Annotated in this window: 21 protein-coding genes and 1 tRNA gene; 13 read left to right on the top strand and 9 right to left on the bottom strand. The window is 73.4% G+C overall.

Annotated features, from left to right (window positions below):
- Window positions 1–20: 20 nt before the first annotated feature.
- The 3 genes from Q1V71_RS11770 to Q1V71_RS11760 all read left to right on the top strand — a co-directional run bounded on the left by Q1V71_RS11770 (window position 21) and on the right by Q1V71_RS11760 (window position 4,381).
- A complete protein-coding gene (locus tag Q1V71_RS11770) occupies window positions 21–734 on the top strand; it encodes an SDR family NAD(P)-dependent oxidoreductase (protein WP_300644004.1) in 714 nt (237 codons plus the stop codon).
- Window positions 735–831: 97 nt separating this feature from the next.
- On the top strand, window positions 832–4,275 hold the full coding sequence (locus Q1V71_RS11765) for a hypothetical protein (RefSeq protein WP_300644003.1): 3,444 nt from the start codon (window positions 832–834) through the stop codon (window positions 4,273–4,275).
- Between the two features lie 34 nt (window positions 4,276–4,309).
- Window positions 4,310–4,381: transfer RNA gene (locus tag Q1V71_RS11760), tRNA-Thr, on the top strand.
- Between the two features lie 79 nt (window positions 4,382–4,460).
- On the opposite strand, the gene pdxY is transcribed toward Q1V71_RS11760, so the two are convergent.
- On the bottom strand, window positions 4,461–5,312 hold the full coding sequence (pdxY, locus tag Q1V71_RS11755) for a pyridoxal kinase PdxY (protein WP_300644002.1): 852 nt from the start codon (window positions 5,310–5,312) through the stop codon (window positions 4,461–4,463).
- A 163-nt stretch (window positions 5,313–5,475) separates the two neighbouring features.
- Between pdxY and Q1V71_RS11750 the strand changes: the two genes are divergently transcribed.
- Window positions 5,476–7,107 (top strand): GMC family oxidoreductase, encoded by a 1,632-nt coding sequence (locus Q1V71_RS11750; RefSeq protein ID WP_300644001.1) that lies wholly within the window; start codon window positions 5,476–5,478, stop codon window positions 7,105–7,107.
- A gap of 11 nt (window positions 7,108–7,118) precedes the next feature.
- Entirely contained in the window at window positions 7,119–8,714 is a 1,596-nt protein-coding gene (locus tag Q1V71_RS11745) for a succinic semialdehyde dehydrogenase (RefSeq protein ID WP_300644000.1), read from the top strand.
- Between the two features lie 15 nt (window positions 8,715–8,729).
- Here Q1V71_RS11745 and Q1V71_RS11740 read toward each other — a convergent pair whose 3' ends face one another.
- The 5 genes from Q1V71_RS11740 to Q1V71_RS11720 all read right to left on the bottom strand — a co-directional run bounded on the left by Q1V71_RS11740 (window position 8,730) and on the right by Q1V71_RS11720 (window position 14,645).
- The gene (locus tag Q1V71_RS11740; RefSeq protein WP_300643999.1) at window positions 8,730–10,292 is read right to left on the bottom strand and encodes a fused MFS/spermidine synthase; all 1,563 of its coding nucleotides are present in this window, start codon (window positions 10,290–10,292) and stop codon (window positions 8,730–8,732) included.
- Between the two features lie 84 nt (window positions 10,293–10,376).
- Window positions 10,377–11,156: a dioxygenase gene (locus Q1V71_RS11735; protein WP_300643998.1), complete on the bottom strand. Its 780-nt coding sequence runs from the start codon at window positions 11,154–11,156 to the stop codon at window positions 10,377–10,379.
- Between the two features lie 27 nt (window positions 11,157–11,183).
- Entirely contained in the window at window positions 11,184–11,879 is a 696-nt protein-coding gene (locus Q1V71_RS11730) for a uracil-DNA glycosylase (RefSeq protein ID WP_300643997.1), read from the bottom strand.
- 127 nt (window positions 11,880–12,006) lie between these two features.
- Window positions 12,007–13,098, bottom strand: coding sequence for a hypothetical protein (locus tag Q1V71_RS11725; protein ID WP_300643996.1), 1,092 nt, complete (start codon window positions 13,096–13,098; stop codon window positions 12,007–12,009).
- Window positions 13,095–14,645 (bottom strand): FAD-dependent oxidoreductase, encoded by a 1,551-nt coding sequence (locus Q1V71_RS11720; protein ID WP_300643995.1) that lies wholly within the window; start codon window positions 14,643–14,645, stop codon window positions 13,095–13,097. Before Q1V71_RS11720 ends, Q1V71_RS11725 begins: the two co-directional genes overlap by 4 nt.
- Before the next feature lie 79 nt (window positions 14,646–14,724).
- Here Q1V71_RS11720 and Q1V71_RS11715 point away from each other — a divergent pair, with 79 nt between their 5' ends.
- Genes Q1V71_RS11715 through Q1V71_RS11705 form a run of 3 tightly spaced genes read left to right on the top strand, consistent with a single transcriptional unit; the run spans window position 14,725 to window position 17,044 of the window.
- Window positions 14,725–15,426 carry a TetR/AcrR family transcriptional regulator gene (locus tag Q1V71_RS11715; protein WP_300643994.1) on the top strand — a complete coding sequence of 234 codons (702 nt, stop codon included), beginning with the start codon at window positions 14,725–14,727 and terminating at the stop codon, window positions 15,424–15,426.
- A complete protein-coding gene (locus tag Q1V71_RS11710) occupies window positions 15,423–16,124 on the top strand; it encodes a class II aldolase/adducin family protein (protein WP_300643993.1) in 702 nt (233 codons plus the stop codon). The genes Q1V71_RS11715 and Q1V71_RS11710 overlap by 4 nt, the downstream gene beginning before the upstream one ends.
- Window positions 16,121–17,044: a carbohydrate kinase family protein gene (locus tag Q1V71_RS11705; RefSeq protein WP_300643992.1), complete on the top strand. Its 924-nt coding sequence runs from the start codon at window positions 16,121–16,123 to the stop codon at window positions 17,042–17,044. The genes Q1V71_RS11710 and Q1V71_RS11705 overlap by 4 nt, the downstream gene beginning before the upstream one ends.
- A gap of 45 nt (window positions 17,045–17,089) precedes the next feature.
- Here Q1V71_RS11705 and Q1V71_RS11700 read toward each other — a convergent pair whose 3' ends face one another.
- The 3 genes from Q1V71_RS11700 to Q1V71_RS11690 all read right to left on the bottom strand — a co-directional run bounded on the left by Q1V71_RS11700 (window position 17,090) and on the right by Q1V71_RS11690 (window position 21,451).
- Window positions 17,090–18,379: an aminotransferase class V-fold PLP-dependent enzyme gene (locus Q1V71_RS11700; protein WP_300643991.1), complete on the bottom strand. Its 1,290-nt coding sequence runs from the start codon at window positions 18,377–18,379 to the stop codon at window positions 17,090–17,092.
- Window positions 18,380–18,561: 182 nt separating this feature from the next.
- Window positions 18,562–19,914, bottom strand: coding sequence for an alpha/beta fold hydrolase (locus tag Q1V71_RS11695; RefSeq protein WP_300643990.1), 1,353 nt, complete (start codon window positions 19,912–19,914; stop codon window positions 18,562–18,564).
- Window positions 19,915–20,029: 115 nt separating this feature from the next.
- The gene (locus Q1V71_RS11690; protein WP_300643989.1) at window positions 20,030–21,451 is read right to left on the bottom strand and encodes a trehalose-6-phosphate synthase; all 1,422 of its coding nucleotides are present in this window, start codon (window positions 21,449–21,451) and stop codon (window positions 20,030–20,032) included.
- Between the two features lie 306 nt (window positions 21,452–21,757).
- On the opposite strand from Q1V71_RS11690, the gene Q1V71_RS11685 reads away from it, so the two are divergent.
- From Q1V71_RS11685 to Q1V71_RS11665, 5 genes are all read left to right on the top strand, one after another.
- Entirely contained in the window at window positions 21,758–22,312 is a 555-nt protein-coding gene (locus Q1V71_RS11685; RefSeq protein ID WP_300643988.1) for a hypothetical protein, read from the top strand.
- Window positions 22,309–23,031, top strand: coding sequence for a hypothetical protein (locus Q1V71_RS11680; RefSeq protein ID WP_300643987.1), 723 nt, complete (start codon window positions 22,309–22,311; stop codon window positions 23,029–23,031). Before Q1V71_RS11685 ends, Q1V71_RS11680 begins: the two co-directional genes overlap by 4 nt.
- 87 nt (window positions 23,032–23,118) lie before the next feature.
- The gene (locus tag Q1V71_RS11675) at window positions 23,119–24,312 is read left to right on the top strand and encodes an acetoin utilization protein AcuC (RefSeq protein WP_300643986.1); all 1,194 of its coding nucleotides are present in this window, start codon (window positions 23,119–23,121) and stop codon (window positions 24,310–24,312) included.
- Window positions 24,313–24,527: 215 nt separating this feature from the next.
- Entirely contained in the window at window positions 24,528–24,731 is a 204-nt protein-coding gene (locus Q1V71_RS11670) for a helix-turn-helix domain-containing protein (RefSeq protein ID WP_300643985.1), read from the top strand.
- A 149-nt stretch (window positions 24,732–24,880) separates the two neighbouring features.
- Complete coding sequence (locus Q1V71_RS11665; protein ID WP_008356322.1) at window positions 24,881–24,982, top strand: AURKAIP1/COX24 domain-containing protein; 102 nt, start codon at window positions 24,881–24,883, stop codon at window positions 24,980–24,982.
- The last annotated feature ends 30 nt before the right edge of the window (window positions 24,983–25,012 follow it).

Genomic DNA, 25,012 nt, shown 5'->3' with positions numbered 1-25,012 from the left:
ACGTGTTCTAGGTTCGCGCCATGAGTCGCGTCGTCGTCGTCACCGGGGCAGCCTCCGGCATCGGGTTCGCCACCGCGGAGCGCTTCCGCGACCTGGGGGACACCGTCTTCGGTCTGGACATCGCGCCGACGGTCCCTGACGGGGTGACGTACGTCGAGTGCAACGTCGGCTCGAAGGCGGCCGTCGACGCGGCGATCGCGGTGTGCGCCGAGGGTGGGCGGATCGACGTGCTGGCCAACGTGGCGGGCGTGGTGCAGTTCGGCCGGTTCGAGACCGTCACCGAGGAGGTCTTCGACCGGACCCTCGACGTCGACCTCAAGGGTCCGTTCTTCCTCATGCAGGCCGCCCTGCCGCACCTGCGCGCGGCCAAGCGCAGCTGCATCGTCAACGTCTCGTCCGTGGCCGGACGGATCCCGCAGCCCTACTCCGCGGCGTACTCCGCCGCCAAGGGCGGGCTCACCCAGCTCACCCAGGCCCTCGCGCTCGAGCTTTCGCCCGAGGGCATCCGGGTCAACGCCGTCTGCCCCGGCACCGTCGCCACCCCGCTGGTCGACCAGGTCGCCGCGTCCTACCCGCCCGACCTCGACGCCCGCGTGCAGGACCGGCTGCTCATGATGCTGCCGGGCCGGGCCATCACCCCCGACGAGATCGCCTCCTCGATCGTCTACCTCGCCTCGCCCGAGGCCCGGATGATCACCGGCTCGGTCCTCGCCTTCGACGGGGGCATGGGCTGATCCGCAGCTGGTCCAGCCGTCACTGTTCACCCGCGGGGATGAGCCCTAGGCTCGCGAACGGCGCGACCCGGCGCCTCCTGACCAGGAGTGCTCCCTCATGCGTCGTGCGATTCGTCGATCCCTCGTCTCCCGGTGCACCGCCGCGGTCGTCCTGACCGCGTCCCTCGCCGGCTCCGCAGCGTCCCTGCCCGGCCCGGCCGCCGGGACCCCCGCTGTCGAGCAGCGGGAGGCCGCCGGCACGCCGATCCTGCTCTCCGACGACGCGGCCTCGGTCCCGGACGTCGCGGTGGACGCCGCCGGCACCGCCCACATCGCCTGGCGCGAGGACCGCGCGGACGGTCCCTGGACCGTCTACTGCCGACTGCCACGCGGCGCCTCGGCGTGCCAGGACTACCAGGACCTCGGCACCACCCCGACCTTCCAGTTCGGCCCGGTCGGCGTCGTGCTGCGCCGCGACGGGACGATCGGCGTGCTGGCCTACTACTGCTGCGGCGACGACGAGGGCACGGCCCTGTGGGAGTCCACCGACGGCGGCACCACCTTCGGGGAGCCGCGGACCATCGGCTCGGTCGCTCCCGAGTCGGTGGTCGAGGGGCCGGGGCTCAACACCCTCATGACCGGGTTCTCCGGCTCCGGTGCCCCGCTGGGCGCCGGTGTGCAGGTGATGCCGACCGACGACTCCCCGGTGACCGGCTACGCCACCCTCGACGACACCGCCGAGGGCGGGGCCTACTACTCCGGCGGCGTCGCGCTCCTCGACGACACCACGCCGGTGACCGCCTACACGAACCTGGAGGACACCTACGTCCGCGTCTACGACCGGGGCGCGGGCGGTGACTACAACGACGCCGGCAACTGGGACGGCTCGGTCCCGCTGCCCGACGAGGACGAGCCGACCATCGTCAGCGGGCCCTCGGGGACCTACCTGATGACGCACGTCGAGTACGACGACAACCCCCTGCGCGACGCTTACCAGGTGCGCCGGCTCTCGCCCGACACCGGCGAGCTGGGCATGCCCTTCCTGGCCACCGACATCCGCGACTCGCTGTTCGGCACCATGGCCGCCGACGCGGCGGGCGGCCTGACCGCGGTGTGGACCGACGAGGGTCTGCTCGCGCCGATCCGCGCGTCGTACTCCGAGACCGGGGCGGGGTTCACGGTCCCGGGCACCGTCGTGGAGAACGTGCGCGCGTTCAACCTCCGGGTCTCCACCGCAGGGGACGGCGGCGGCGCGGTCGTGTGGGACGAGAACAGGCAGGACGGGGCGGCGTACGTCGCCGTCATCCCCGTCGGAGGCGTCGTGCCCGACGGCGACCCGGAGGAGCCGCCGTCGTCCGTCGGCGGCTTCGTGCCTGTCGACAACTCCGGCAAGTGCACGCGCCAGGTGCTGGTGAAGCCGGGCGTCCTGGCGGCGGTGCAGGGCAGCGGGTGCTTCGAGGAGAGCCCGAAGGGTGCGGGCCGCTGGTCGACCAAGGGCGACGTCAACGTCAACGGCATCCGCTTCGTGGGCGGGAAGTCCTCGACGACGGTCACCGTGGACACCGTCGCCCACACGATCGCGGCGTCCGCCGGCGTGGTGCAGATGGCCGGCCCGATCGTCTTCTCCAAGGACGCCGGAACCTGGGACGTCGACAAGCCCACGACCTTCGAGGGGCTGGAGAAGTTCGGCATCAAGCTGCTCGACCTGCCCGCGCTCGGGCGCGCGAGCGTCGACTTCGGCAACGACGAGGCGTTCGTCAGTGTGAACCTCGCGCTGCCGCGCCCCTTCGACCTCGTCACCGGTGCGACCACGTTGCGCACCACCATGCTCGGCGGGCTGGACCTCCGCGGCATCACGCTGAAGGTGGCCTCGCTGGCGATCGGCGAGTTCGGGATGCGCGACCTGACGGTCACGTACGACGCCTCGAGCTCGACCTGGACCGGCACCGTCGACCTCAAGCTGCCGCCGGTCGGTGAGTACGCGCGGCTGAGCCTCGGGCTGCGCCAGGGCAAGCTCGTCCGGCTCTCCTTCGCCTACGGCGGGCCGCCGTTCCCCTTCCAGGTCTACCCGGGCCTGTGGCTCAACGACGCCGGCTTCGACTACGACGGCACCGACGGCTTCGCTCTCGGTGGCGGCGTCGACCTGGCCGCCCCGACCCCCGACGGGCCGATCACCTTCGACGCGATCGGCAGCCCGCCGGGCACCGGTGGCGGGTTCTTCTTCGAGCAGCCCCCCTCGGGGCCGGCCCACCTGCGGATCGAGGGCAGGCTGGGGCTCTACGGTTTCGACCTCGCCGGGGGCAGCGCCGACTTCTACACCGACGGTCGCTTCGCCTTCATGGCCGACTTCGCGATCGGGTTGGCCCGCCTCGGCGTCAGGGGCAAGATCGAGGGTGCTGTCAACCTGGAAGCCGGCACCTTCCTCGCCGGGGTCGAGGCCGAGGTGTGCGTGATCCTCTGCGCCGAGGCCGCGGGCATCGTGTCCGACATCGGGATCGGCGCCTACGCCTCGATCCCGTTCGGCATCGAGCCGTTCACCTTCGAGCTGTGCTTCCTCGTCGGCTACAAGTGGGCCAGCGGCCCCGACGTCGGCACCACCTGCGACCTCGGTGAGTACCGCACGCCGCAGAGCGGTGGCTCCGGGTCCTCGAGCGAGGTCGTGGTCGGCCCCGACGGCACCGTGTTCCTGCCGCCGGGCGACCCGCGCTCCTACAACGTCGACGTGCCGGGGGTGGGTGGCGTCCCGCTCGTGACAGTGCGCGACATCGACGGCGCGGTCGTCGTCGAGTCCGACCCGTCGGCGCCGCTGGAGCCGCAGAGCAACGAGCGCGTCGTGCTGGTGCCGAGCGAGGCGACCGGCTCGGTGCGCGTCGTGATCGCCACGGCCGGCTCGGTCACCGGCTCGGCGTACCGGATCACCGCCTCGCCCGCGAGCCGTCCGCTGGCGATGCGGTGGACCGGCGCGGGCGGCTCCCGTCGGGAGAGCACCCCCGCGTTCCAGGTCGCTGCGTCGTACCCCGTCTCCTCGGTGGAGGCCTCCCTGACCGGCTCCGGGCGCACCCGCACGATCACGTGGGACGCGACGAACCTCGGTGCCGCGTCGCGGTCGCTGCGCTTCGTGGAGACGGGCCAGGAGGGCGTCGCCGCGGTGCTCGGGGAGACCTCGGACGCCTCCGGCTCGCTGACCTTCGACGTGTCCGGGCCCGCCGGCCCGCGCACGGTCACGGCGGTCGTCGTGGATGACCGCGGCCAGGCCGTGGACACGGTGGACGTCGCGACGTACGACGCGCCCGGCCCCCAGCTTCCCGGCAAGGCGAAGGACCTCAAGGCCAAGCCCGGCAAGGGCAAGCTGGTGGTGTCGTGGAGGAAGGGCGCGGGCGCGCCGGTGGACCACTGGCGCGTCACCGTCGCCCTCGAGGACGGCCGACGGCTGCTGCTCGACACCACGCGCACCTCTCTGAGCATCCCCAAGGTCGGGAAGAAGGACCGGGTGCAGGTCGTGGTGACCGGCGTCGACGCCCTCGGACAGGAGGGGCGCCCGGCGACGGTCGTGCGTCGCTGACCACTAGGATCGGCGGGCCCGGGTGACCGGGCACGCCGCGTTAGCTCAGTGGTAGAGCGCCCGCCTTGTAAGCGGACGGTCGGGAGTTCGACCCTCCCACGCGGCTCTCTGGATGGACCGGAGTGCGCCCGACGCGCCAGGCACGTCGTCGGCACTCCGGTCGCCGGACCTCGGGCTCAGGGCGCTCAGTGCACCTGGCGCGGCGTGAACGTCGCCGGCGGGTCCGCGATCGCGTCCTGGGCGTCGACGAGCCGGATCTCGCGGTGACCGGAGGCCAGCGTCTCCTCCAGCACTGCGAAGACCGTGCCGGTCGTGCGGGCCAGCGCGTCCGCGGGGGAGCCGGTCTCGTGCAGGTGGGCGAGGTAGAGCGCGGCGGTGACGTCGCCGCAGCCGTTGGGGGTGATGGGCAGCAGCGGGGTGGTGACCGCCCAGGCGCCCTCGTCGGAGACGGCCAGTACCTCGAGGTGGCCCTCGGGCACCTGGTCGTGCAGGACCGAGGTGACCAGGACGTGGCGGGGTCCGCGGGCGCGCACGACCTCGACGGCCGCGAGCACGTCCTCGAGGGTGCGGGTGGTGGTGCCGGAGAGGAAGTCCAGCTCGAAGTGGTTGGGGGTGATGACGTCGGCGGCCGGGACGACGGTGTCGCGCAGGAACTCCGGGATGCCCGGCTTCACGAACATCCCGCGGCCGACGTCGCCCATCACCGGGTCGCAGCAGTAGAGCGCGTCGGGGTTGAGCTCCTTGACCCGGGCCACCGCGTCGAGCACGACCCCGCCGACCGCCGGGTCGCCCTGGTAGCCCGACAGCACGGCGTCCGCGGTGCCGAGGGCTCCGCGGTCGTCGATGCCCGCGATCACCTCGGCGACGTCGGCCGGGTCGAGCAGGGGGCCGCGCCACGCGCCGTACCCGGTGTGGTTGGAGAAGTGGACCGTCAGCACCGGCCACACCTCGTGACCGAGCCGCTGCAGCGGGAAGACGGCCGCGGAGTTGCCGACGTGGCCGTAGGCCACCGAGGACTGGATCGACAGGACGCGCACGGGCCCATCGTGTCACCGGGTCGTACGCCGTGGGGCGGGGGAGGCGGGCGGCCGGCCGGCACGTGAAGACCGGCCGAGGAGTCCGCGAGATCCACTAGAACAGGTTCCAGTTCTGGCGTAGGGTGAGCGCCGACACATTCCGTCGGTATGTCAAGGGTGGATCATGGCCAAGAAGGCTCCTTACTCCAACGAGGCTGACTACGTCGTCGTCGGCTCCGGCTCCTCCGGCGCGGCGATCGCCGGCCGCCTGGCCCAGTCCGGGGCGCGCGTCATCGTCCTCGAGGCGGGCAAGACCGACGAGAAGTTCCTGACCAAGAAGCCCGGCATGATCGGGCCGATGCACGCGGTCCCCGAGATCAAGCGGACCGTCGACTGGGGCTACTACTCGGTGCCGCAGAAGCACATCCTCGACCGCAAGATGCCCGTCCCGCGTGGCAAGGTGCTCGGCGGCTCGAGCTCGGTCAACGGGATGGTCTACGTGCGCGGCAACCGCGCCAACTACGACTCCTGGGCTGCCGAGGGCAACACCGGCTGGGACGCCGACAGCGTGAACGCGGCGTACCGCCGGATGGAGGACTACGAGGGCGGTGCGGACGAGTTCCGCGGCGAGGGCGGGCCGATCCGGGTCACGGTCAACAAGACGCCCCAGGAGGGCTCGCTCGACTTCATCCAGGCCACCGCCGAGGTGACCGGCTGCCGGGTCCTCGACGACTACAACGGCGCCTCGCAGGAGGGCGTCGGCCGGATGCAGCAGAACGCCGCCGACGGCCTGCGCTACTCCGCCTCCCGCGGCTACATCCACCACCTGGCCCCCTCGACCCTCGAGGTCCAGACCCAGGTGCTGGTCACCAAGGTCGTGATCGAGAACGGTCGGGCCACCGGTGTCCGGGTCCGTGACAAGGACGGCTCCGAGCGCACCATCCGGGCGGGCAAGGAGGTCATCCTCTCGGCCGGCTTCGTCGGCTCCGCGCAGATCCTCATGCTCTCCGGCATCGGGCACGCCCAGCACCTCAAGGACCACGGCATCGAGGTCGTCGCGGACCTCCCGGTCGGCGACAACCTGCACGACCACATGTTCCACGCGATGACCTTCCACACCACGACGTCGAAGCTGCGCGGCAAGCCGCTCTTCTTCGCCCAGGGTGTGGCCAAGGAGGTCCTGCGTCCCGGCTCGACGTTCCTCGCCAACTCCGTCTTCGAGGTGCTCGCCTTCCTCAGGTCCAGCCAGGCCGTCGGAAACGTCCCGGACCTGCAGCTGCACCTGCTGCCGTGGGCCTACGTCTCGCCCAACCAGGACGAGCCGATCCGCCACGACGTGGACCCGCGTCCCGCGCTGACGGTCCTGACCACCCTGATCTACCCCAAGAGCCGCGGCACCCTGCGCCTGGCCTCGGCCGACCCGACCGCGACGCCGCTCATCGACCCGGCGTACCTCGCCGAGTCCGCCGACCTCGACCTGCTCACCGAGGGCTCGGAGCTGGTCCGCGAGATCTTCGCGGCGAAGGCCTTCCGCGGCACGGTCAAGGACGAGATCCACCCCGGCCGGTCGCTGCAGGGCTCCGACCTGCGCCAGGCGATCCTCAACCGGGCGACCTCGGTCTACCACGGTGTCGGTACCTGCAAGATGGGCGTCGACGAGACCGCCGTGGTGACCCCCGACCTCAAGGTCCGCGGCGTCGAGGGCCTGCGCGTGTGCGACGCCTCGATCATGCCGTCGATCACCGGCGGCAACACCAACGCGCCCGCCATCATGATCGGCGAGCGCGGGGCCGACCTCGTGCTCGGCCGCGGCTGAGAGGCACGACCATGACGACCACCACGGACACGACGACCGGCCCCGTGCGGCTGGAGCGACCGGCCTCGGTCACCGACGCGCTGCTCGCGCGGCTGGTCGCCCGGGTCTCCAGCGACGGCTCGATGGCTCCCTGGCACCTCACCGAGGTCTACACCGGTGAGAAGCTGGTCGAGCTGCCGCAGTCGAGCCCGGCCGACATCGAGCGCGCGTTCGCCGCGGCCCGCTCGGCCCAGGCGCAGTGGGCGCGTCGCAGCGTCGAGGACCGGCTGAAGGTCTTCAAGAAGGCCCACCAGCTCTTCCTGGACAACGCCCAGCTCACCGCGGACCTGATCCAGGTCGAGTCCGGCAAGAACCGGCGGATGGCGATCGAGGAGACCTGCGACCCGCCGATGGTCATGGGGCACTACCTCAAGCGCGCCAAGAAGCTGCTGGCCCCCGTCACGCGCGGCGGCCCGGTCCCGTTCCTCACCACCTCGACCGAGGTGCGGATGCCCAAGGGCGTCGTCGGGATCATCGGCCCCTGGAACTTCCCCTTCGCCACCGGGATCTCCGACTCCATCGCGGCGCTCATGGCGGGCAACGGCATCGTGCTCAAGCCCGACAACAAGACCGCCCTCTCCCCGCTGTGGGGCATCGAGATGCTCGAGCGCGCGGGTCTGCCGAAGGGCCTCTTCCAGGTCGTGTGCGGTGAGGGCCCCGACGTCGGCCCGACCTTCATCGACAACGCCAACTACGTCATGTTCACCGGCTCCACCGCGACCGGTCGCGTGATCGGCGAGCGCTGCGGGCGCAACCTGATCGCCTGCTGCCTCGAGCTCGGCGGCAAGAACCCGATGATCGTGCTGGAGGACGCCGACCTCGACGAGGTCGTGCAGGGCGCGATCTTCGGCGCGTTCGGCAACACCGGCCAGATCTGCATGCACATCGAGCGGATGTACCTCCCGCGCTCGCGCTACGAGGAGTTCAAGGCGAAGTTCGTCGCCGCCACCGAGGCGCTGGACGTGTGGGCGGCGTACGACTTCGGACCCGACCTGGGCTCCCTGGTCTCCGTCGACCACATGGAGCGGGTCCGCGCGCACGTCGAGGACGCCGTCGCCAAGGGCGCCACCGTCCTCACCGGCGGCCGGGCCCGTCCCGACCTCGGCCCGGCGTTCTTCGAGCCGACCATCCTCGAGAACACCCCGCCGGACGCCCTCCACGCCACCGTCGAGACCTTCGGCCCCGTCGTGTCGCTCTACCCGTACGACACCGTCGAGGAGGCCATCGCCCTGGCCAACGACACCGACTACGGCCTCAACGCCTCGGTGTGGGGCGGTAACGTCGAGGCGGCCACCGCCGTCGCGCGGCGGATCGAGTCCGGCAACGTCAACGTCAACGACATCCTGGCCACGGCCTTCGCCTCGAAGGGCACGCCCTCCGGCGGCGTGAAGGCCTCCGGCGTCGGCGCCCGCCACGGCGACCAGGGCCTGCTGAAGTACACCGACGTGCAGCAGCTCGCGGTGCTCAAGAAGCAGGTCATGGGCGCCCGGCCGGGCCAGGACTACGACGAGTACGTCAAGGGGATGCTGGGCGGCCTGAAGATGATGCGCAGGCTCGGCATCCGCTGACGTCCGGCTGCGCGGCTACCCCGTCGCGTACGGCGTCAGCAGCTGGTCCACGGGGGCGTGGTCGTCGGTGAGCACCATCGCGTCCCCGACCCACTCCGCGAGCGCGTCGCCGGCCAGCGTGACCCACCCGGTGTCGCGCTGCTCGAGGCCGGCCGCGACCGAGTCGAGGTCCACGGCCGAGTCCGACGCGACCACGACGACGTTGCCCTGGTCGAGCGAGCGGGTGTCGGAGGATCCCGACACCCGTCGCACCCCGGACCCCGGCTCGCCGAGCGCCACGACGTACTCGAAGACCTGCTGCAGGGTCCGCACCTCGGCCCGGACGAACGCCATCTCCCCGTGGTCGATCAGGTTGACGACGTACGTGCCGCCGGGACGCAGGACCCGCTCGACCTCGGTCAGCGCCTCCTCGGTGGTGAGGTGCCACGGCACGCTCACGCCGCCGAACGCGTCGCCGACCACCAGGTCCACGCTGTCCGTGCCCAGCCGCCCCAGGCCGAGCCGGGCGTCCTCGACGCGCACGTCCACGTCGGCGTCCTCCGGGAGCGGCAGCTCCTCGCGGTCGATCTGCACGACGCCGGGGTCGATCTCCGGGACGGTGCTCGTGGTGCCGGGGCGGGTCTCGGCCAGCCAGCGCGGCAGGGTCAGCCCGCCGCCGCCGAGGAAGTAGGCGTCCAGCGGGTCGTCGCCGGAGTACGACGCGTCGATCGCGGCCGCGGCGGCGCGGACGTAGGCGAACTCCAGGTGCTCGGGGTCGTCGATGTCGACGTAGGAGTGGCGCAGCCCGTCGAGGACGAGCAGCCGGCCGCCCTCGCGCTCGGGGTCCTCCTCGAGCAGGGCGCAGTGGTAGGCGGTCTCGACGTCGCAGCCACCGGGCAGCCACGGGACCGCCAGGCCCCCGGCCGCCAGGACGCCCACGGTCGCCAGCGCGCCGGGGTGGCGGCGCGCGGACCAGGCGAACGGGAGGGCGGCGAGCACGAGCAGGACGCCCAGGCCGAGCAGGATCGCGGTGACGGGGATGCGCGAGACCAGCACGAACCCGGTCAGCACCGTCCCCGCGATCGCCCCCACCGTGCCGATGCCGGACAGCTGCCCGACCACGGTGCCGGTGCGCTCGAGGGTGCTGAGCCGGAGCTTGGTGGCGATCGGGGTGACGGCCGAGAGCAGGGCGCCGGGCACGAGCACCATCAGCGCGGCCACCGGCAGCAGCAGCCCGGGGGCGCCCTCGGCGACCACCCGCAGCACCGACGGGGTCGCTGCGACCGCGGCCCCGGAGATCCCGAGCGCGGGCCCGAGCAGGCGCCGCGGGTCGCCGGCGTCGGCCGCTCGGCCGCCGGCCCACGAGCCGAGCGCGATCGCGGCCAGCGCCAGTCCGATGACGATGGTGCTGGTCTCCAGGGTCAGCCCGAGGTAGGGCGCCAGCAGCCGCAGCGCCACGATCTCCACCACCAGGACCGCGGCCGAGGAGCCCGCCACGAGGGCGACGGCGGTCCGGTGCGACATGCCCGTGCCGGGGGTGCCCGGAGCGTCGCCCCGGGGCCCGGGCTGCTCGGCGGGGCCGTCGGGTCGCTGCTGCATGGCCCCGATCCTGGCAGGAGCCTGGTGGCCGACCGCGCGACAACCGTGCGCCGACCGTGCGGCGGGGGGGAGGGGGGAGCCGTCTCAGGCGACCTGGAAGGAGCGCTTGGACAGCCCCATCCAGAACTCCCCGTCCGCGCCGATGACCTGCTCGGGCGCCGTGCCCGGGTCGGTCGCGGCACCGAGCGTCACGAAGAGCGGGCTGTAGTGCTCGACCGTGGGGTGGGCGTAGGGCATGCCGGGGGCGCGCGAGGTGTAGGCCGCGAGCTCGTCGACGTCGCCGCGGGCGAGCGCCTCGCCGGCCCAGGCGTCGAAGTCGCTGGACCAGCCGGGGGCTGCCGCCTCGATCCGGAACTCCCGCAGGTAGGGCAGCCCGTGCGTGAGGAACCCGGAGCCGACCACGAGGACGCCCTCCTCGCGCAGCGGGCGCAGCCGCTCGCCGAGCCGCAGTAGTCGCTCGGGGTCGTGCGTGGGCAGCGACATCTGCAGGACGGGGATGTCGGCGTCGGGGTACATGATCTTCAGCGGCACCCAGGCCCCGTGGTCCAGGCCGCGCGAGCCGTGCTGGTGCACCGGCTCGGTGCTCGGCATCATCGCCGCGACCCGCGCGGCGAGCGCGCTGGCGTCGGGGGTGGCGTACTGCTCGGCGTAGTACTTGGGTGCGAACCCGCCGAAGTCGTAGACGAGGGGTGCGCCACTGGCGGACAGCGACACCGGTGCCGACTCCCAGTGGGCGCTGACGATGAGGATCGCGGTGGGGCGGGGCAGCTTGCCGGCCCAGGCCCGGAGCTGCCCGGACCAGACCGGGTCGTCGAGGAGCGGCGGGGCCCCGTGGCCGATGTAGAGGGCGGGCATGGTGCTCATGCCCCCATAATGCTTGTTTCTACAACATTATTCCAGGGTCCAGTCGACGGGCTCGCCGCCCTGCTCGCGCAGCAGCGCGTCGACCCGGGAGAACGGCCTGGACCCGAAGAACCCCCGGTGCGCCGAGAGCGGCGAGGGATGGACCGACTCCACGCAGGGCACGTCGCCCAGCGCCGACCGCAACGACTGTGCGTCGCGGCCCCAGAGGATCGCCGCCAGCGGGTGGCCCGCCTCGTGCCGGCGTACGAGCGCCTCGATGGCCGCGGAGGTGATCGGCTCCCAGCCCTTGCCGCGGTGGGAGGCCGGCTGGCCGGGGGAGACGGTGAGCGCGCGGTTGAGGAGCATGACGCCGGCGTCGGCCCAGGCGGTCAGGTCACCGTGGCGCGGCGGCACGACGCCGAGGTCGTCGCGCAGCTCGGTGTAGATGTTGACCAGGCTGCGGGGCAGCGGCCACACGTCGCGCTCGACGGCGAAGGACAGGCCGATCGGGTGCCCGGGCGTGGGGTAGGGGTCCTGTCCGACGACCAGCACCTTCACCTGGGACAGCGGCCGGCGGAAGGCGCGGAAGACGTTCTCCCCGGCGGGCAGGTAGGTGCGCCCGGCGGCCAGCTCCTCGCGCAGGAACCGCCCCATCGCGGCCACCTGCTCCTCGACTGGGGCCAGTGCCTCGGCCCAGTCCGGGGCCATGAGCCCCTTCTCCACGAGTCCGGTCAGCGCTCCCACGGCCCCGAACCTACCGACCCCCGATCCGGCGCGTTCTTCCGGAAGAATGCGCCGGCTCGGCGTGTGGCTGGGGTCGAGCCGGCGCGAAGTTCCGGAAGGATGCGCCGGCTCGGCACCCCAGACCGGGTCAGCGGAAGGTCGCGCGCCGGGGGAGGTACGGCGCCACGCCCCGCTCCCCGACGAAGACCCGCAGCACGGCATGGTGCGAGGCGTCGCCCGCCACGGCCGACTGGTTGGCCACGAGCACGGCCTTGCCCAGGAACGTGGCGTTGCACGGGGAGTCGAAGGGGATCTCCGAGCCGTTCTCGCCGGTCAGCGGGGTGGCCGGGAAGGAGTCGACCTCCTGGCCGGTCTCGGGGTCGATCTCGGCGATCCGGTTGGTCGGCCCGACCATCGCGACGTACACGTGACCGGTGCGCCGGCCGATCCCGAAGCCGTCGGGCAGGTCGGTCGGCTGCGAGGTCCACAGCACCTCGGCCGCACCGGGGTCCCGGCCCTCGAGCGGCACGCGCAGGAGTGCGCCGTTGGTGGGCAGTGCTGCGCCGGTCGACAGCGTCTGCTGGGTGAGCAGGAAGGTCCGGTCCTCGGGCAGGTAGCGGATGCCGGTCGTGCCGAAGCCGGCCACGCCGTCCAGCACCGGGTCGCGCAGCCACTCGGCGACCTCGCCGCTGCGCGCCACACGCCACACGACGCCGTCGCCGTAGTCGGTGACGTAGAGCCCGCCGGGTCCCCAGGTCGCGTAGTTGGGGACCGAGCCCTCGGGGAGCGTGGCGACGGTGCGGAAGCGTCCGGTGCGCACATCCAGCGTCAGGACCCGCGAGGTCGTGGTGTCGAGGACGACCAGCAGGCCCGTGCGGGTCTGGGCGGCCACCTGGACGCCGTGCTCGCCGGTGAGGTCCTGGCCGGGCACCGCCCACGACCGCAGGAGCGTGCCGTCCCGGGTCCACTCGAAGACCTTCGAGGCCTGCCCGTCCGGGGCGGCGTACGTGCCGGCGTAGACGCGGCCGTTGGTGTGGGCGTGGACGTACGCCGGGGCGCCCGGCGACGGGACCCGCGCGAAGACCGTGGTGGTCCACTTGGCGACGGTGGCCTTGTCCGAGCCCGAGCCCGAGCCCGGGACGGCGTACGTCGCCGGGGCATCAGCCGCGGCGAGCGGCCCGGCAGGCACCAGTACCGCGGTGAGGAGGGCGGCCGCGGCCGCGCCGAGCAGCCTCCTCACAGCCGCTCACCGACCTCGACCGCGGCGCGCTCGCCGGCGCGGACGGCGCCGTCCATGTAGCCCGACCAGTAGGTCGAGGTCTCGGTGCCGGCCCAGTGGACCCGCCCGAAGACCTTCCGGATCGCCGGACCGAAGTCGGTCAGCGTCCCGGGCGCGTGGATGGCGGTCGGTCCGCCGCCGGTCCAGCGCTCCTTGGTCCAGTCCTGCTCGGTGTACTCCACCGGGAAGAGCGCCCGCTCGCCGAACATCGCGGCGAAGCCCTGGAGCACCGCCTCGCGCCGGGCCTTGCGCGACAGCACGCCGAACTCGCGCCAGGTCGAGCCGCCGACGAAGGCCAGCAGCACGCCGGGGGAGCCGGAGGCCGGCGAGTTGTCGAAGACCGCCCGGGCCGCGCCGGAGTCGCTGATGCCGAAGCCGTTGAGTCCGTCCTCGCGCCAGAACGGCGTCTCGTAGACCGCGTCGCACTTCATCAGCTGCCCCATGTCCATGTGCCGCAGCAGCTGCAGGCGCCGGGTCGGCAGCCGCGGGAACCAATCGATGTCGAGCACCATCGGCGGCGGGGCGGCAACGACGACCCGCCTCGCCCGGACCGTCCCGCGCGTGGTGCGCACGAGCACCCCGCCGTCGACCTGGGCGACCTGCCGGACGGCCGCGTCGAGGGCGACCGCGTCCCCCAGGCGCCGGGCCAGCCGCAGCGGGACGAGCTGGGAGCCGCCGACGAAGCGACGCTCCTGCGCGCCGTTCGCGGTGTCGGAGTTGCGCGAGAAGGTGCCGACGTTCTGCTCGTCGCCGGAGCACGCGACGTACCAGAGGACGAAGAGCAGCGAGAGCTCGTCGGGGTCGGCACCGAAGCCGGGCTGGGTCCAGGCCTTGATGAGGTTGCCGACGCCGTCGGCGTTGAGGGCGTTGCGGCGGATGAACTCCCCGAGGCTCATGGCGTCCCACTCCTGGGCGCTCGGGTGCGACCACGGGGCGCTGACGTCGACCTCGGCGGCCATCATGTCGATCCGCGTCAGCAGCACGGCGGCGTCGGGGAGGATCGTGGGGTCCGGCGGCACGGTGCCGGCGTACTCCTGGCGCCCGGTCAGCGAGGAGATGTAGACGCTGTTCCCCTCGTTGTGCTGCAGGAAGGTCCGCACCCCCAGCTCCTCGGCCAGCGCGGTGATCCGGCCCTGGGTCGGCCCCACGAAGGCGCCGCCTGCCTCGATCACGCCGCCGGCGCGCAGCTCGTGGTTGAGCACCCGTCCGCCGACCCGGTCGCGGGCCTCCACGCACAGCACGTCCAGCCCGCGGGCCAGCAGGTCGCGGGTCGCGACGAGCCCGGAGATGCCCGCACCCACCACGACGACGTCGACCGTGCGCGGCAGCCGACCCTGGTGACCGGCGGGGGAGGCGGACCGGTCGCGCGCGGCCTCGGCCGCCCCGGCGGTGAGCAGCAGCCCGCCGGTCGTCGCGCCCGCGGCCAGGACGCTGCGTCGGGTCAGGGTGGGCCGCTCGGTGGACCGCTGCGCGCCGGCGTACGACGGGGGCGGGAGGTGCAGTGCCATGGTGCTCCGATCAGGTCGACCCGCAGAGGCAAACGTGAACATGTGTCAGTTTCAGGATCGGTACCCTACACTCCCCACCATGTCCGTGGAGCGTGTCGCCGAGCACGAGGATCCTGCTGCTGCTGCCAACGACGCTGCGACCGACCCCGTCACGGGTTCGGTACGCCGGGTGCCGACCCAGCAGCGCAGCCGCCGCCGGGTCGAGGCGATCCTCGACGCGGCCGAGCGGCTGGTGCTCGCCGACGGGGTCGAGGCGCTGACGACCCGCGCCATCGCCGCGGAGGCGGGGGTCCCGGTGGCCTCGCTCTACCAGTACTTCGGCGACAAGGAGGCGGTCCTGCTCGCCCTCGCCGGTCGCGACATGGAGGAGATGGACGCCCAGGTCGCCGAGGACCTCGCCGGGCTCGAGGTGCTGAGCATCGCCTCGATCGTGCGCACGGTGATGGGGGCCTTCGTCACCGTCTACCGCCGCCGCCCGGCCTTCGTCGAGATCTACCTGCGCGGGCGCACCAACGTCGCGGTCGCCCGGTTCGGCCGCGCCCACAACGTGCGGGTCGCGGACGCCCTGCGGGCGTTCGGGCTCGAGCGTGGCCTGTGCCGCGAGGACCTCACGCTCGACGCCGCCACCCTGGCCGTCGAGGTCGGCGACCGGGTCTTCCAGCTCGCCTACGAGTCCGACCCCGACGGCGACCCCGCGCTCGTCGAGGAGGGCATCACGATGATGACCGCCTACCTCGAGCGCTACGCCACCGAGGACGGCCTCCGGGGCGTCCCCGCGTGAGCCCGACCCCCGCGGCCCTGCTCGCGGCCGCGGCCCGGCGCACCGCCGAGGAGGGCCTGGTCGTCGGCACCGGCGGCAACCTCTCGGTGCGCGACGGCGACCGGCTGCTCGTCACCGCGAGCGGGGTCGACCTGGCCCGCTGCACCGCAGCCGACGTCGTCGCGGTGGGCCTCGACGGCACCCCGCTCGAGCCCGCCTCGCCCGCCCCGACGTCCGAGCTGCCGCTGCACCTCGGCGTGCACACCGACGCTCGTTCAGGCGCCGGTGCGGTCGTGCACGTGCACGCCCCGTGGTCCACCGCCGCCGCCTGCGTGCTCGACGAGCTGCCCGTCGTCCACTACCAGCAGCTGCTGCTCGGCGGGTCGGTGCGCGTCGCGCCCTACGCCACCTTCGGGACCCCCGAGCTCGCTGCCGGCGTCCGTGCCGCGCTCGCCGGGCGCAGCGCCGCCCTCATGGCCAACCACGGGGCGGTCGTCGTCGGTGCCTGCCTCGACCAGGCGCTCGAGCGGGCCCTGCTCCTGGAGTGGCTGTGCGCCCTGCACCACCGGGCCAGCGCGCTCGGCGAGGTCCGCACGCTCAGCGAGGCGCAGCAGCACGAGGTCGTTCTCGCCGCGCTGGCCAGCGGCTACGGGAGCACCAGCAGCAGCACCAGCGGGAGCGGCACGGTCACGCCCACGGACGACGGAGGTCGGGCATGAGGGTCAGCGTCGTCGGGGTGCACGTCCTGGACACCCACGTCATCGGGGTCGAGTCCATCCCGGAGGGATCCGACGGGCAGCTCGTCGAGACGATCCGGATGTCCGCTGCCGGCACGGCCGGTGGCACCGGGCTCGTGCTGGCCCGCCTGGGCGCCGACGTGTCGTCGTACGGCGCCGTGGGGGACGACATGACCGCCGTGACCCTGCTGGCGCTGCTGGCCGAGGAGGGCGTCGACGTCACCGGGCTCGTGCGCAAGGAGGAGCACCAGACCTCGGCCTCGGTGATCCCGGTGCGGCCTTCGGGCGAGCGCCCCGCGTGGCACTGCATCGGCGCCAACGGCGCCTTCACCCTGGACGACCTGGACCCGGCGGCGCACCTGGCCGACCACGTGCACCTCGGCGGGCCGGAGTTCCTCGGCGGCGAGGCCGCAGGACAGCTGCTCGCCGCCGCCCGCACCGCCGGCGCCACCACGTCCCTGGACGTGCTGGCCCCCGGCGACCCCGACATGCTCGCCTGGATCGCCGACGCGCTCCCGCACGCCGACTACCTCCTGCCCAACGACGAGCAGGTGCTCGGCTTCACCGGCGCCACCGACCTGGCCGAGGGGGCCCGCGCCCTCGTCGCGGCCGGTGCCGGCTGCGTCGCCGTCACGCAGGGCGCCCGCGGCGCGCTGGTGGTCACCGCCGACGAGGTCGTCGAGGTCCCGGCGTACGCCGTCGACGTGGTCGACACCACCGGCTGCGGCGACGCGTTCTCGGCCGGGTTCCTCCGCGGCCGGTCCCTGGGCCGCTCGCTGGCCGACAGCGCCCGCCTCGGCTGCGCCGCCGCAGCCCAGGTCGCCTCGGGCCTCGGCACCGACGCCGGCACCTACGACCTCGCCTCGGTCGAGGCGTTCATGGGCACCGCCCCCACCCGCTGACCTGCAGCCTCCACGTGGAGGTCGAACGGGCAGGACTCCAGGGGGTCAGCCGCCGGCGCGGACCGGCTGGCGCAGGAGGTCGTCGAGCCGCGCGAGCAGGGCGGCGCGCAGGGTCGGCTCGGCGAGGTCGAGCAGCGCCTCGAAACGTGCGGTGCCGAGAGCGGTGTGCGGCTCGAGGGCGAGGGCGTCGAGCAGGACCGCCACGTCGCCGGTGGTGAGGCGGGCCGGGTCCAGCCGGGGCAGGTGGTCGCGCACCCGGGTCGGCACGGAGATCGGCCCCTGGGCACGCGCGGCACCGACGGCCCGCTCGAGGATCCCCACCAGCCGCTCCGGCTCGGTCGCGGCGGCGACGTCCACGACCAGCCGGACCGTGGCCGGGCCGCCCGACCACGACGGCTGTGCCTCGGCGTACCACCCCAGCAGCGTGAGCTGCTCGGCCAGCGTGAACGGGTCGCAGCCCTCGGAGGTCCACAGCGCGAGGACCCCGGCCTCCGGCTCGGCGGCCAGGTGGACGCCGGCGAGCGGGTCCACCGCGGCGGCCAGCAGCTCGACCGCGCGGAGCACGGAGCCCGCGGCGAGCAGGTGCCCGTCGAGGCCGCGGGCCGCGACCTCGGTCCAAGCGGCCGCGGCGCCGGGCACCGCGCGGAGCGCGGACGCGTGGCCCGGTCCGGGCGGAGCGCAGGGCGCGGCGGGCACCGCGCTGCGGTGGAGCAGCAGCGTCGCGGCCCCGCGCTGCAGCGGCAGGTCGAGCACGAGCGAGGCGACGCCCGGGGCCGCGAAGCCCCACGTGGGACCCACCCGGCCCAGCCGCTCCCCGCACGCCAGCAACCAGCCGCCGGCGCGCGCGTCGACGTGCAGGGCGACCCGCTTGGCGCTCGCCGCCGTGCCGATCCAGGTCACCGGGTCCACGACGCCCAGCGCCGGCGAGGGCGCCGAGACCACGGCCAGCACCGTCTGCTCGTCCATCGCGTGGGCCATCGGCCCGACCTGCGCCCGGGCCGCGCCATCGGTCGGAACGACCACGGCGCGCACGCCGAGCGCCCGCGCCGCCCGGAGGTACGCCGGGTCGCCGGTGTCCGGGAGCACCAGGCTCGGCGCCCGCAGCTCGGGCCGTGCCTCGCGCGCGGCGAGCACGACCCGCAGGGCCGCGTCGTCGCCGCCGCTGGTCAGCCGCCCCGCGGCACCCTCGGGCGCCTCGAGGAGGTCGAGGGCGAACCCCACGAGCCGGCGTTCCGGCTCGAGCAGGGACACTCGTGCGGGTGCCGCACGCCCGCCGTGCACGGTCTCGTCGGCCGGCCCTGTCGACGTCGTCGTGCTGCTCGACGTCGTGGCCATCCGACCCCTCCCCAGGTGTCCGTGCCCGGCGGGCGCCGTCCGGCTCCCTGGGGCACGAATCTAGGACCGCGGTCGGGTGCTGGGCGCCGGGTGAGCGGACGGCGCCGGATGGCCCGATCGGGCTACCCGGCCGAGCCTGGTGGACACGGGTCTGCGGTGCTCCGTCGCGACGTCGGGAGCGCTCAGCGAGCCAGGCTGCGCGAGCCCTGCGAGGAGTAGCGCCGCGAGGGGTTGGCGCCGATGGCGTCTTTGCTCGCGGCCTCGTCCGCGGGCTTGCGCGGGGCGGGGGCCTTCGTGGTGCTCCCACCGGCGGCCTTCGCCTTGGCGCCCTTGCCCTTGGCGCCCTTGCCCTTGGCGCCCTTGCCCTTGGCGCCGGTCTTGGCGGCGGTCTTGGCGGCGGTCCTGGCGGGGCGCTTCGACGCGCCCGCGGTCTCCGCGGGTCCCCCGGCCTGCGCGTCGGTCGACCACTGGTCGATCCACTCGTCGAGGACCGTCCAGGTCGTCCCGCGCGCAGCGCGACCGGTGAGCATGCCGAGGTGGCCGCCCGGGACGATCTCGAAGCGCACCTCGCGCGAGCCCTTGAGCAGGGGCGTGACCGCCTTGACCGCGGCGACGGGCGCGATCCCGTCGGTGGCGCCGGCGAAGACCAGCACCGGGACCTTGATCGAGCCGATGTCGATGGTGCGGTCGTCGAGCTCGAACGTGCCGCCCTTGAGCGCGTTGGCCTTCACGAAGCGGTGGTAGAGCTGCCCGAACGTCCGGCCGGGGTAGGCGATCATGTTCGCGGTGAACCGGTCCACCGCCTCGACCTGCGCGAGGAAGTCGGCGTCGTCGAGGTGGGTGGCCACCGCGAGGGGCTTGGTGACCAGCTTCTGGAACGACGAGAGCTGGAAGGCCCACTTGACCAGCGGCTTCGGGGCGCCGCCCATGAGCTGGTAGGTCCGGGTGATCGCGCCCTTGCCGCCGCCCAGGGTCAGGCCGAGGTTGAGCAGCGGGCGCAGCGGCGCCACGAGCGGCACCAGCGAGACGTCGAAGGGCGAGCCGACGACGGTGAGCGAGGCGATGGGGAGGTCCGGGCCGTCGGCGGTGGTGAGCAGGCTGAAGATCCCCCCGAGGCTCCACCCGACGACGTGGACGGGGCGACCGCCGGCGTGCGCGGAGACCTCGCGGATCGCGGTCGGGACGACCTCCTCGATCCAGTGCTCCATGCCCAGGTTGCGGTTCTTGAAGGCGACCTCGCCGTACTCCACGAGGTACGTCGGTCGCCCGCTCGTCACCAGGTGCTCGGCGACCGAGCAGCCGCGGCGCAGGTCGTAGCAGATCGACGGCGCGGCCAGCGGGGTCACGAGCAGGACCGGGTCGCCCTGCTCCTTGACCTTCGCGACGGGGCGGTAGTGGTAGACCTCGCGCAGCTCGCCCTCGTCGATGAGGGTGCGCGGCATCGGGCGCAGGTCGGCGAGACCGCCGTACAGCACCTTCTGCGCCACGTTGCTCGCGGCGCTGACCACCTGGTCGGGCTTCGGGATCCGATCCACGACGACCACCTCCTCGGGGAAAACTACTCCCCACCCCTTCGGGTTACGCGGGTCGTCCGTCACACGAGGTCCCGGGGCACGCCGCCGCGGCGGCCGTCCCGGAGCGGCAGGAGCGTCAGGCGCCCGGCGTCCGGACGTCCTTGTCGTGCACCCCGGCATCGGAGAGGCCGGTCATGAACGAGGCGGCCCAGGCCTGCACGTCGTGCTGGGTGACCTGCTTGCGCATGGCCCGCATCCGGCGGGTCACCTCCTTCTCGTCGGCCTGGTAGGCCTCGAGCAGGGCCGACTTCATGCCGTTGATGTCGTGGGGGTTGACCAGCCACGCCTGGCGCAGCTCGTCGGCCGCGCCGGCGAACTCGGAGAGGACCAGCGCGCCGTCGTCCTGGTAGCGGCACGCGACGTACTCCTTGGCCACGAGGTTCATGCCGTCGCGGTAGGGGGTCACGACCATGACGTCGGCCGCGGCGTACATCGCCGCCATCTCCTCGCGGGGGTAGGAGGAGTGGAGGTAGTGGATGGCGGGACGCCCGATCCGGCCGTGGTCGCCGTTGATCCGACCGACCAGCCGCTCGATCTCGTCGCGGAGCAGGCGGTACTGCTCGACCTGCTCGCGGCTCGGCACGGCCACCTGCACGAAGACCGCGTCCTCGACGTCGATGTGGCCCTCGCCCATCAGCTCGGCGAACGCCCGCAGCCGGGCGTAGATGCCCTTGGTGTAGTCGAGCCGGTCGACGCCCAGGAAGACCTTGCGCGGGTTGCCCAACGCCTCGCGCAGCTCCGCGGCCCGCGCGACCACGCTCTCCGAGCGCGCCATCTCCTCGAAGCCGCGGGCGTCGATGGAGATGGGGAAGGGTGCGGCCCGGACCGTGCGGCCGTCGGGGAGGTAGACCAGGTCGCGGTGGGTCTTGTGGCCCACGCGCTGGCGCACGAGGCGCACGAAGTTCTGCGCCGCGCCGGCGAGCTGGAAACCGACCAGGTCCGCACCCAGCAGCCCCTCGAGGATCTGGCGGCGCCACGGCAGCTGCTGGAAGAGCTCGGCCGGAGGGAAAGGGATGTGCAGGTAGAACCCGATGCGCAGGTCGGGCCGCAGGGTGCGCAGCATCTGCGGCACCAGCTGCAGCTGGTAGTCGTGCACCCACACCGTCGCGCCCTCCGCGGCGAGCTCGGCGGCCCGCTCGGCGAAGCGCTGGTTGACCTGCACGTAGGAGTCCCACCACTCCCGGTGGAACTCCGGCTTGGCCACGAGGTCGTGGTAGAGCGGCCACAGGGTGGCGTTGGAGAAGCCCTCGTAGAACTCCTCGATCTCCTGGGCCGACATCGACATCGGCGCCAGCTCCAGGCCATCGCTCTCGAAGGGCTCCAGGTCGCTGTCGGTGCCGCCGGGCCAGCCGATCCAGATGCCGTGGTTGGCGCGCATCACCGGCTCGATCGCGGTGACCAGGCCGCCAGGGGAGGTCCGCCACCCCTTGGTGCCGTCGGCCAGCTCGACCCGGTCCACCGGCAGCCGGTTGGCGACGATCACGAGGTCGTAGGGCACGGGCCCACCCTAGGCATGGGTGCGGGGGCACCGATCGGGTGAAACGCCGTACGCCGGGGCGGGGGCTGTCGTGGGTGGGGGCTCTGGTGGGTGGGGCTGTCGGTGGGGCGCGCGGCGTGGCGGTCTCCCGAGGCGCCCCCTTCGTCGCAACCACCCTTCTCGTTCGTCCCTCACGAGAAGGGGGCCAGGCCCATCCACGCTCCTCCGGGGGCGCCCCCGTCCCACCGCGGCCCCGCGCGCCCGGCGACACCGTGCGACCGCGGCGCCGCGCCGGTCGCGGCTGGCGTCCCCTGGCAGGCTGGTCGCGTGCGGTTGCCGTGGGCGTGGGGGACGAGTCCTGACGAGCTCTTCCTGGGGCTGCCGTGCGACGCGATGGTCGAGGGCCCGACGGTCCACCTCGACCGGACAGTCGACTGCGCGGCCCCGGCGTCGTGGGGCTACCGCTGGCTCTCCCAGCTCGCGCTGGCGCCCTACTCCTACGACCTCGTCGACAACCTCGGCCGGCGCAGCCCGACCGAGCTGGACCCTGCCACCGAGGTGGTCGAGGTCGGCCAGCGGATGGCGACGGTCTACGTCGTCACCGAGGTCGAGCCCGGGCACTCCTGGACGGGCCGGCTCTCCGAGCGGGGCGAGCGGCTCTCCGGCCCCCTCGCGGTGACGTACGCCGCCCACCCGGTCGGCCCGGACCGGTGCCGCCTCCACTGCCGGATGGTCGTCCCCGGCCGCACGCGGGCGCAGCGGGTCCGGGCGGCGGCCCTGGCCTGGGGCGACCTGCTGATGATCCGCAAGCAGCTGCACCAGCTGGCTCACCTCGCGGGGCGTGACGCCGCGCGGGTCGGGGGAGGAGAGTGGCGGGCGTGAGTGCCGCCCCCGACGTCCGGTTCTGGTTCGACCCCGTCTGCCCGTTCGCCTGGATGACCTCGAAGTGGCTCCGCACCGTGCAGCGCCAGCGCGGCGACACCGTCGAGTGGCGGTTGATCTCGCTACGGCTGCTCAACGCCCACGTCGACTACGACACCCACTTCCCGCCGGAGTACGAGGCCGGCCACACCGCCGGGCTGCGCCTGCTGCGGGTCTGCGCCGCCGCCCGTGACGCGCACGGGCCCGAGGTGCTGGCCGACCTCTACCCCGCGATCAGCTCGCGCATCTTCGAGGCCGACCCCGCGGAGCAGTCGCTGCGGCCCGAGCGCGGCCGCGAGGTGCTGGGGATCGCGCTGGAGGAGGCCGGCCTCCCGGCCGGGTTGGCGGCGGCGTACGACGACGACCGCTGGGACGCCGTCGTCCAGGCCGACACCGACGAGGCGCTCGGGCTGACCGGGAAGGACGTCGGGACCCCGATCCTGCACATCAGCCCTCCGGAAGGCGCGGCGTTCTTCGGGCCGGTCATCAGCCGGCTCCCCTCCGACGAGGACGCGCTGCGGCTGTGGGACCACGTCGTCGGGCTGGCGACCTTCCCCGGGTTCGCGGAGATGAAGCGCTCGCTGCGCGAGCTGCCCCAGCTGCGGGCGCTCGGCGTCACCGAGGACGAGGTGGGGCGCACGGAGGACTGGCACGGCGGATCGCGCCGGCAGAAGAAGTAGCGACGCGCCCGTCCCGCGGCAGGGTGCCCGGAGTGCCCGGGTGGACGCGCCCCCGTACGCCCGGCACGACGGGAGTACCGTCGCCGGGTGCCAGCCTGTCCGACCCCCACCCGGTCCACGGTCGTCTTCGACCCCCTCCTGACCGGCTACGACTTCGGACCCTCGCACCCGATGTCGCCGCTGCGGGTGGACCTGACGATGCGGTTGGCCGAGGCGCTGGACGTGCTGGGGCCCGGCGGCCTGGGGACGACGCCGGCGCCGGTCGCCACCGACGACGAGCTGCTCACCGTCCATGACGCCGCGCTGATCGAGGCCGTCACCCGCGCCGGCACGACGGGTGCGGCCGACCTGGCCTTCGGGCTCGGCACCGACGACAACCCCGTCTTCGAGGGCATGCACACCGCGACCGCGCACGTGGTCGGCGCGACCCTGGAGGCCTTCCGGGCCGTGTGGGGCGGGCGGGTCGACCACGCCGCCAACATCACCGGCGGCCTGCACCACGCGATGGCCGACCGGGTCAGCGGCTTCTGCGTCTACAACGACGTCGCGGTCGGCATCCACTGGCTGCTCGAGCAGGGCGTGGAGCGGGTGGCGTACGTCGACGTCGACGTGCACCACGGCGACGGCGTGGAGCGGCTGTTCTGGAACGACCCGCGGGTGCTCACCGTCTCCCTGCACGAGACCGGCGAGCTGCTCTTCCCGGGCACCGGGGCCTCGACCGACACCGGCGGCCCCGACGCCCCCGGCTCGGCGGTCAACGTGCCGCTGCCCCCGGGCACGAGCGACGCCGGGTGGCTGCGGGCCTTCCACGCGGTGGTGCCGCCGCTGCTGCGCGAGTTCGCCCCGCAGGTGCTGGTCACCCAGCACGGCTGCGACTCGCACGCCGAGGACCCGCTGGCGCACCTGATGCTCAGCGTCGACGGCCAGCGGGCCACCATCGGTGCGCTCCACGAGCTCGCGCACGAGGTCTCCGAGGGACGCTGGGTGGCCGTCGGTGGCGGTGGCTACGAGATCGTCGGGGTCGTGCCGCGCACCTGGACCCACCTGCTGGCCGAGGTGGCCGGACGACCGCTCGAGCCGACCCTGGACGTCCCTGCCTCGTGGCTCGAGCACGTGCAGCACCGGCTCGGTCGGGTCGGGCCCCGTCGGATGGGCGACGGCCGCGACCCGGCGTACCGCGACTGGAGCGAGGGCTACGACCCCTCCACGTGGCTGGACCGCTCGGTGCACGCCACCCGCACCGAGGTCTTCCCGCTGCACGGCCTCGACCCGCTGCCGTAGCCGCACCCCTCCGGGCACCGTGTGACCTGCGGAGATACATCGGTGTGAGTAAGGAATCTGAGCGGGTTTCAAGCCGACACGCCGGTAAAACTCAGATCGCTCGAGTAGACCCCTTCCCCACGAGTCACACCAGGCTCTATTCTCACGCAGGACGTGGTCGTAGTACCTCCGGTGGGGAAGCCGGGGGACGAGCCGCGCAGAAAGAACGGTGCACGATGAGCAACTCCACCGGTGACATCTCGGACGCCCAGTTCCTCACCGTGGCCGAGGTCGCGGCGATGATGCGGGTCTCCAAGATGACCGTCTACCGCCTCGTGCACTCCGGCGAGCTGCCCGCGGTGCGGGTCGGCCGCTCCTTCCGGGTGCGCGAGACCGACGCCAACGAGTACCTCCGCAAGAGCTTCTACGACGCCGGCTGAGCCACGGCCGCGCCGCCGAGCGGCCCACCGCCGGGTCCGGGCCGCGGGTCCCACGGGAGAGGCCGATTCTGCTGGTCCCCGGACCGGCGGCTAGGCTGAGCCGGTCCTGCGCCGACGCGCCGGACGTCCAGGCTGGAAAGGAACACCTCGTGGGTTCGGTCATCAAGAAGCGCCGCAAGCGCATGGCCAAGAAGAAGCACCGCAAGCTGCTCAAGAAGACGCGCGTCCAGCGTCGCAAGCTCGGCAAGTGAGCCGCGGCGCGCGCCAGCAGCGGCACACGC

Source organism: Nocardioides sp. (genome assembly GCF_030149505.1).
In the GTDB taxonomy this organism is placed as follows: Bacteria; Actinomycetota; Actinomycetes; order Propionibacteriales; family Nocardioidaceae; genus Nocardioides.
Note: the sequence above shows the minus strand (reverse complement) of the source record. Positions and strands in the feature narration are given on the sequence as shown.

What these genes read in the sequence shown, in the direction of transcription:
- Q1V71_RS11750 (WP_300644001.1), top strand. Translation starts at nt 5,476, where the DNA reads ATGGCCAAGAAGGCTCCTTACTCCAACGAGGCTGACTACGTCGTCGTC.
- Q1V71_RS11700 (WP_300643991.1), bottom strand. Translation starts at nt 18,379, where the DNA reads ATGGCCACGACGTCGAGCAGCACGACGACGTCGACAGGGCCGGCCGAC.
- Q1V71_RS11735 (WP_300643998.1), bottom strand. Translation starts at nt 11,156, where the DNA reads ATGAGCACCATGCCCGCCCTCTACATCGGCCACGGGGCCCCGCCGCTC.
- Q1V71_RS11670 (WP_300643985.1), top strand. Translation starts at nt 24,528, where the DNA reads ATGAGCAACTCCACCGGTGACATCTCGGACGCCCAGTTCCTCACCGTG.
- Q1V71_RS11720 (WP_300643995.1), bottom strand. Translation starts at nt 14,645, where the DNA reads ATGGCACTGCACCTCCCGCCCCCGTCGTACGCCGGCGCGCAGCGGTCC.
- Q1V71_RS11745 (WP_300644000.1), top strand. Translation starts at nt 7,119, where the DNA reads ATGACGACCACCACGGACACGACGACCGGCCCCGTGCGGCTGGAGCGA.
- Q1V71_RS11715 (WP_300643994.1), top strand. Translation starts at nt 14,725, where the DNA reads ATGTCCGTGGAGCGTGTCGCCGAGCACGAGGATCCTGCTGCTGCTGCC.
- Q1V71_RS11765 (WP_300644003.1), top strand. Translation starts at nt 832, where the DNA reads ATGCGTCGTGCGATTCGTCGATCCCTCGTCTCCCGGTGCACCGCCGCG.
- Q1V71_RS11740 (WP_300643999.1), bottom strand. Translation starts at nt 10,292, where the DNA reads ATGCAGCAGCGACCCGACGGCCCCGCCGAGCAGCCCGGGCCCCGGGGC.
- Q1V71_RS11770 (WP_300644004.1), top strand. Translation starts at nt 21, where the DNA reads ATGAGTCGCGTCGTCGTCGTCACCGGGGCAGCCTCCGGCATCGGGTTC.
- Q1V71_RS11705 (WP_300643992.1), top strand. Translation starts at nt 16,121, where the DNA reads ATGAGGGTCAGCGTCGTCGGGGTGCACGTCCTGGACACCCACGTCATC.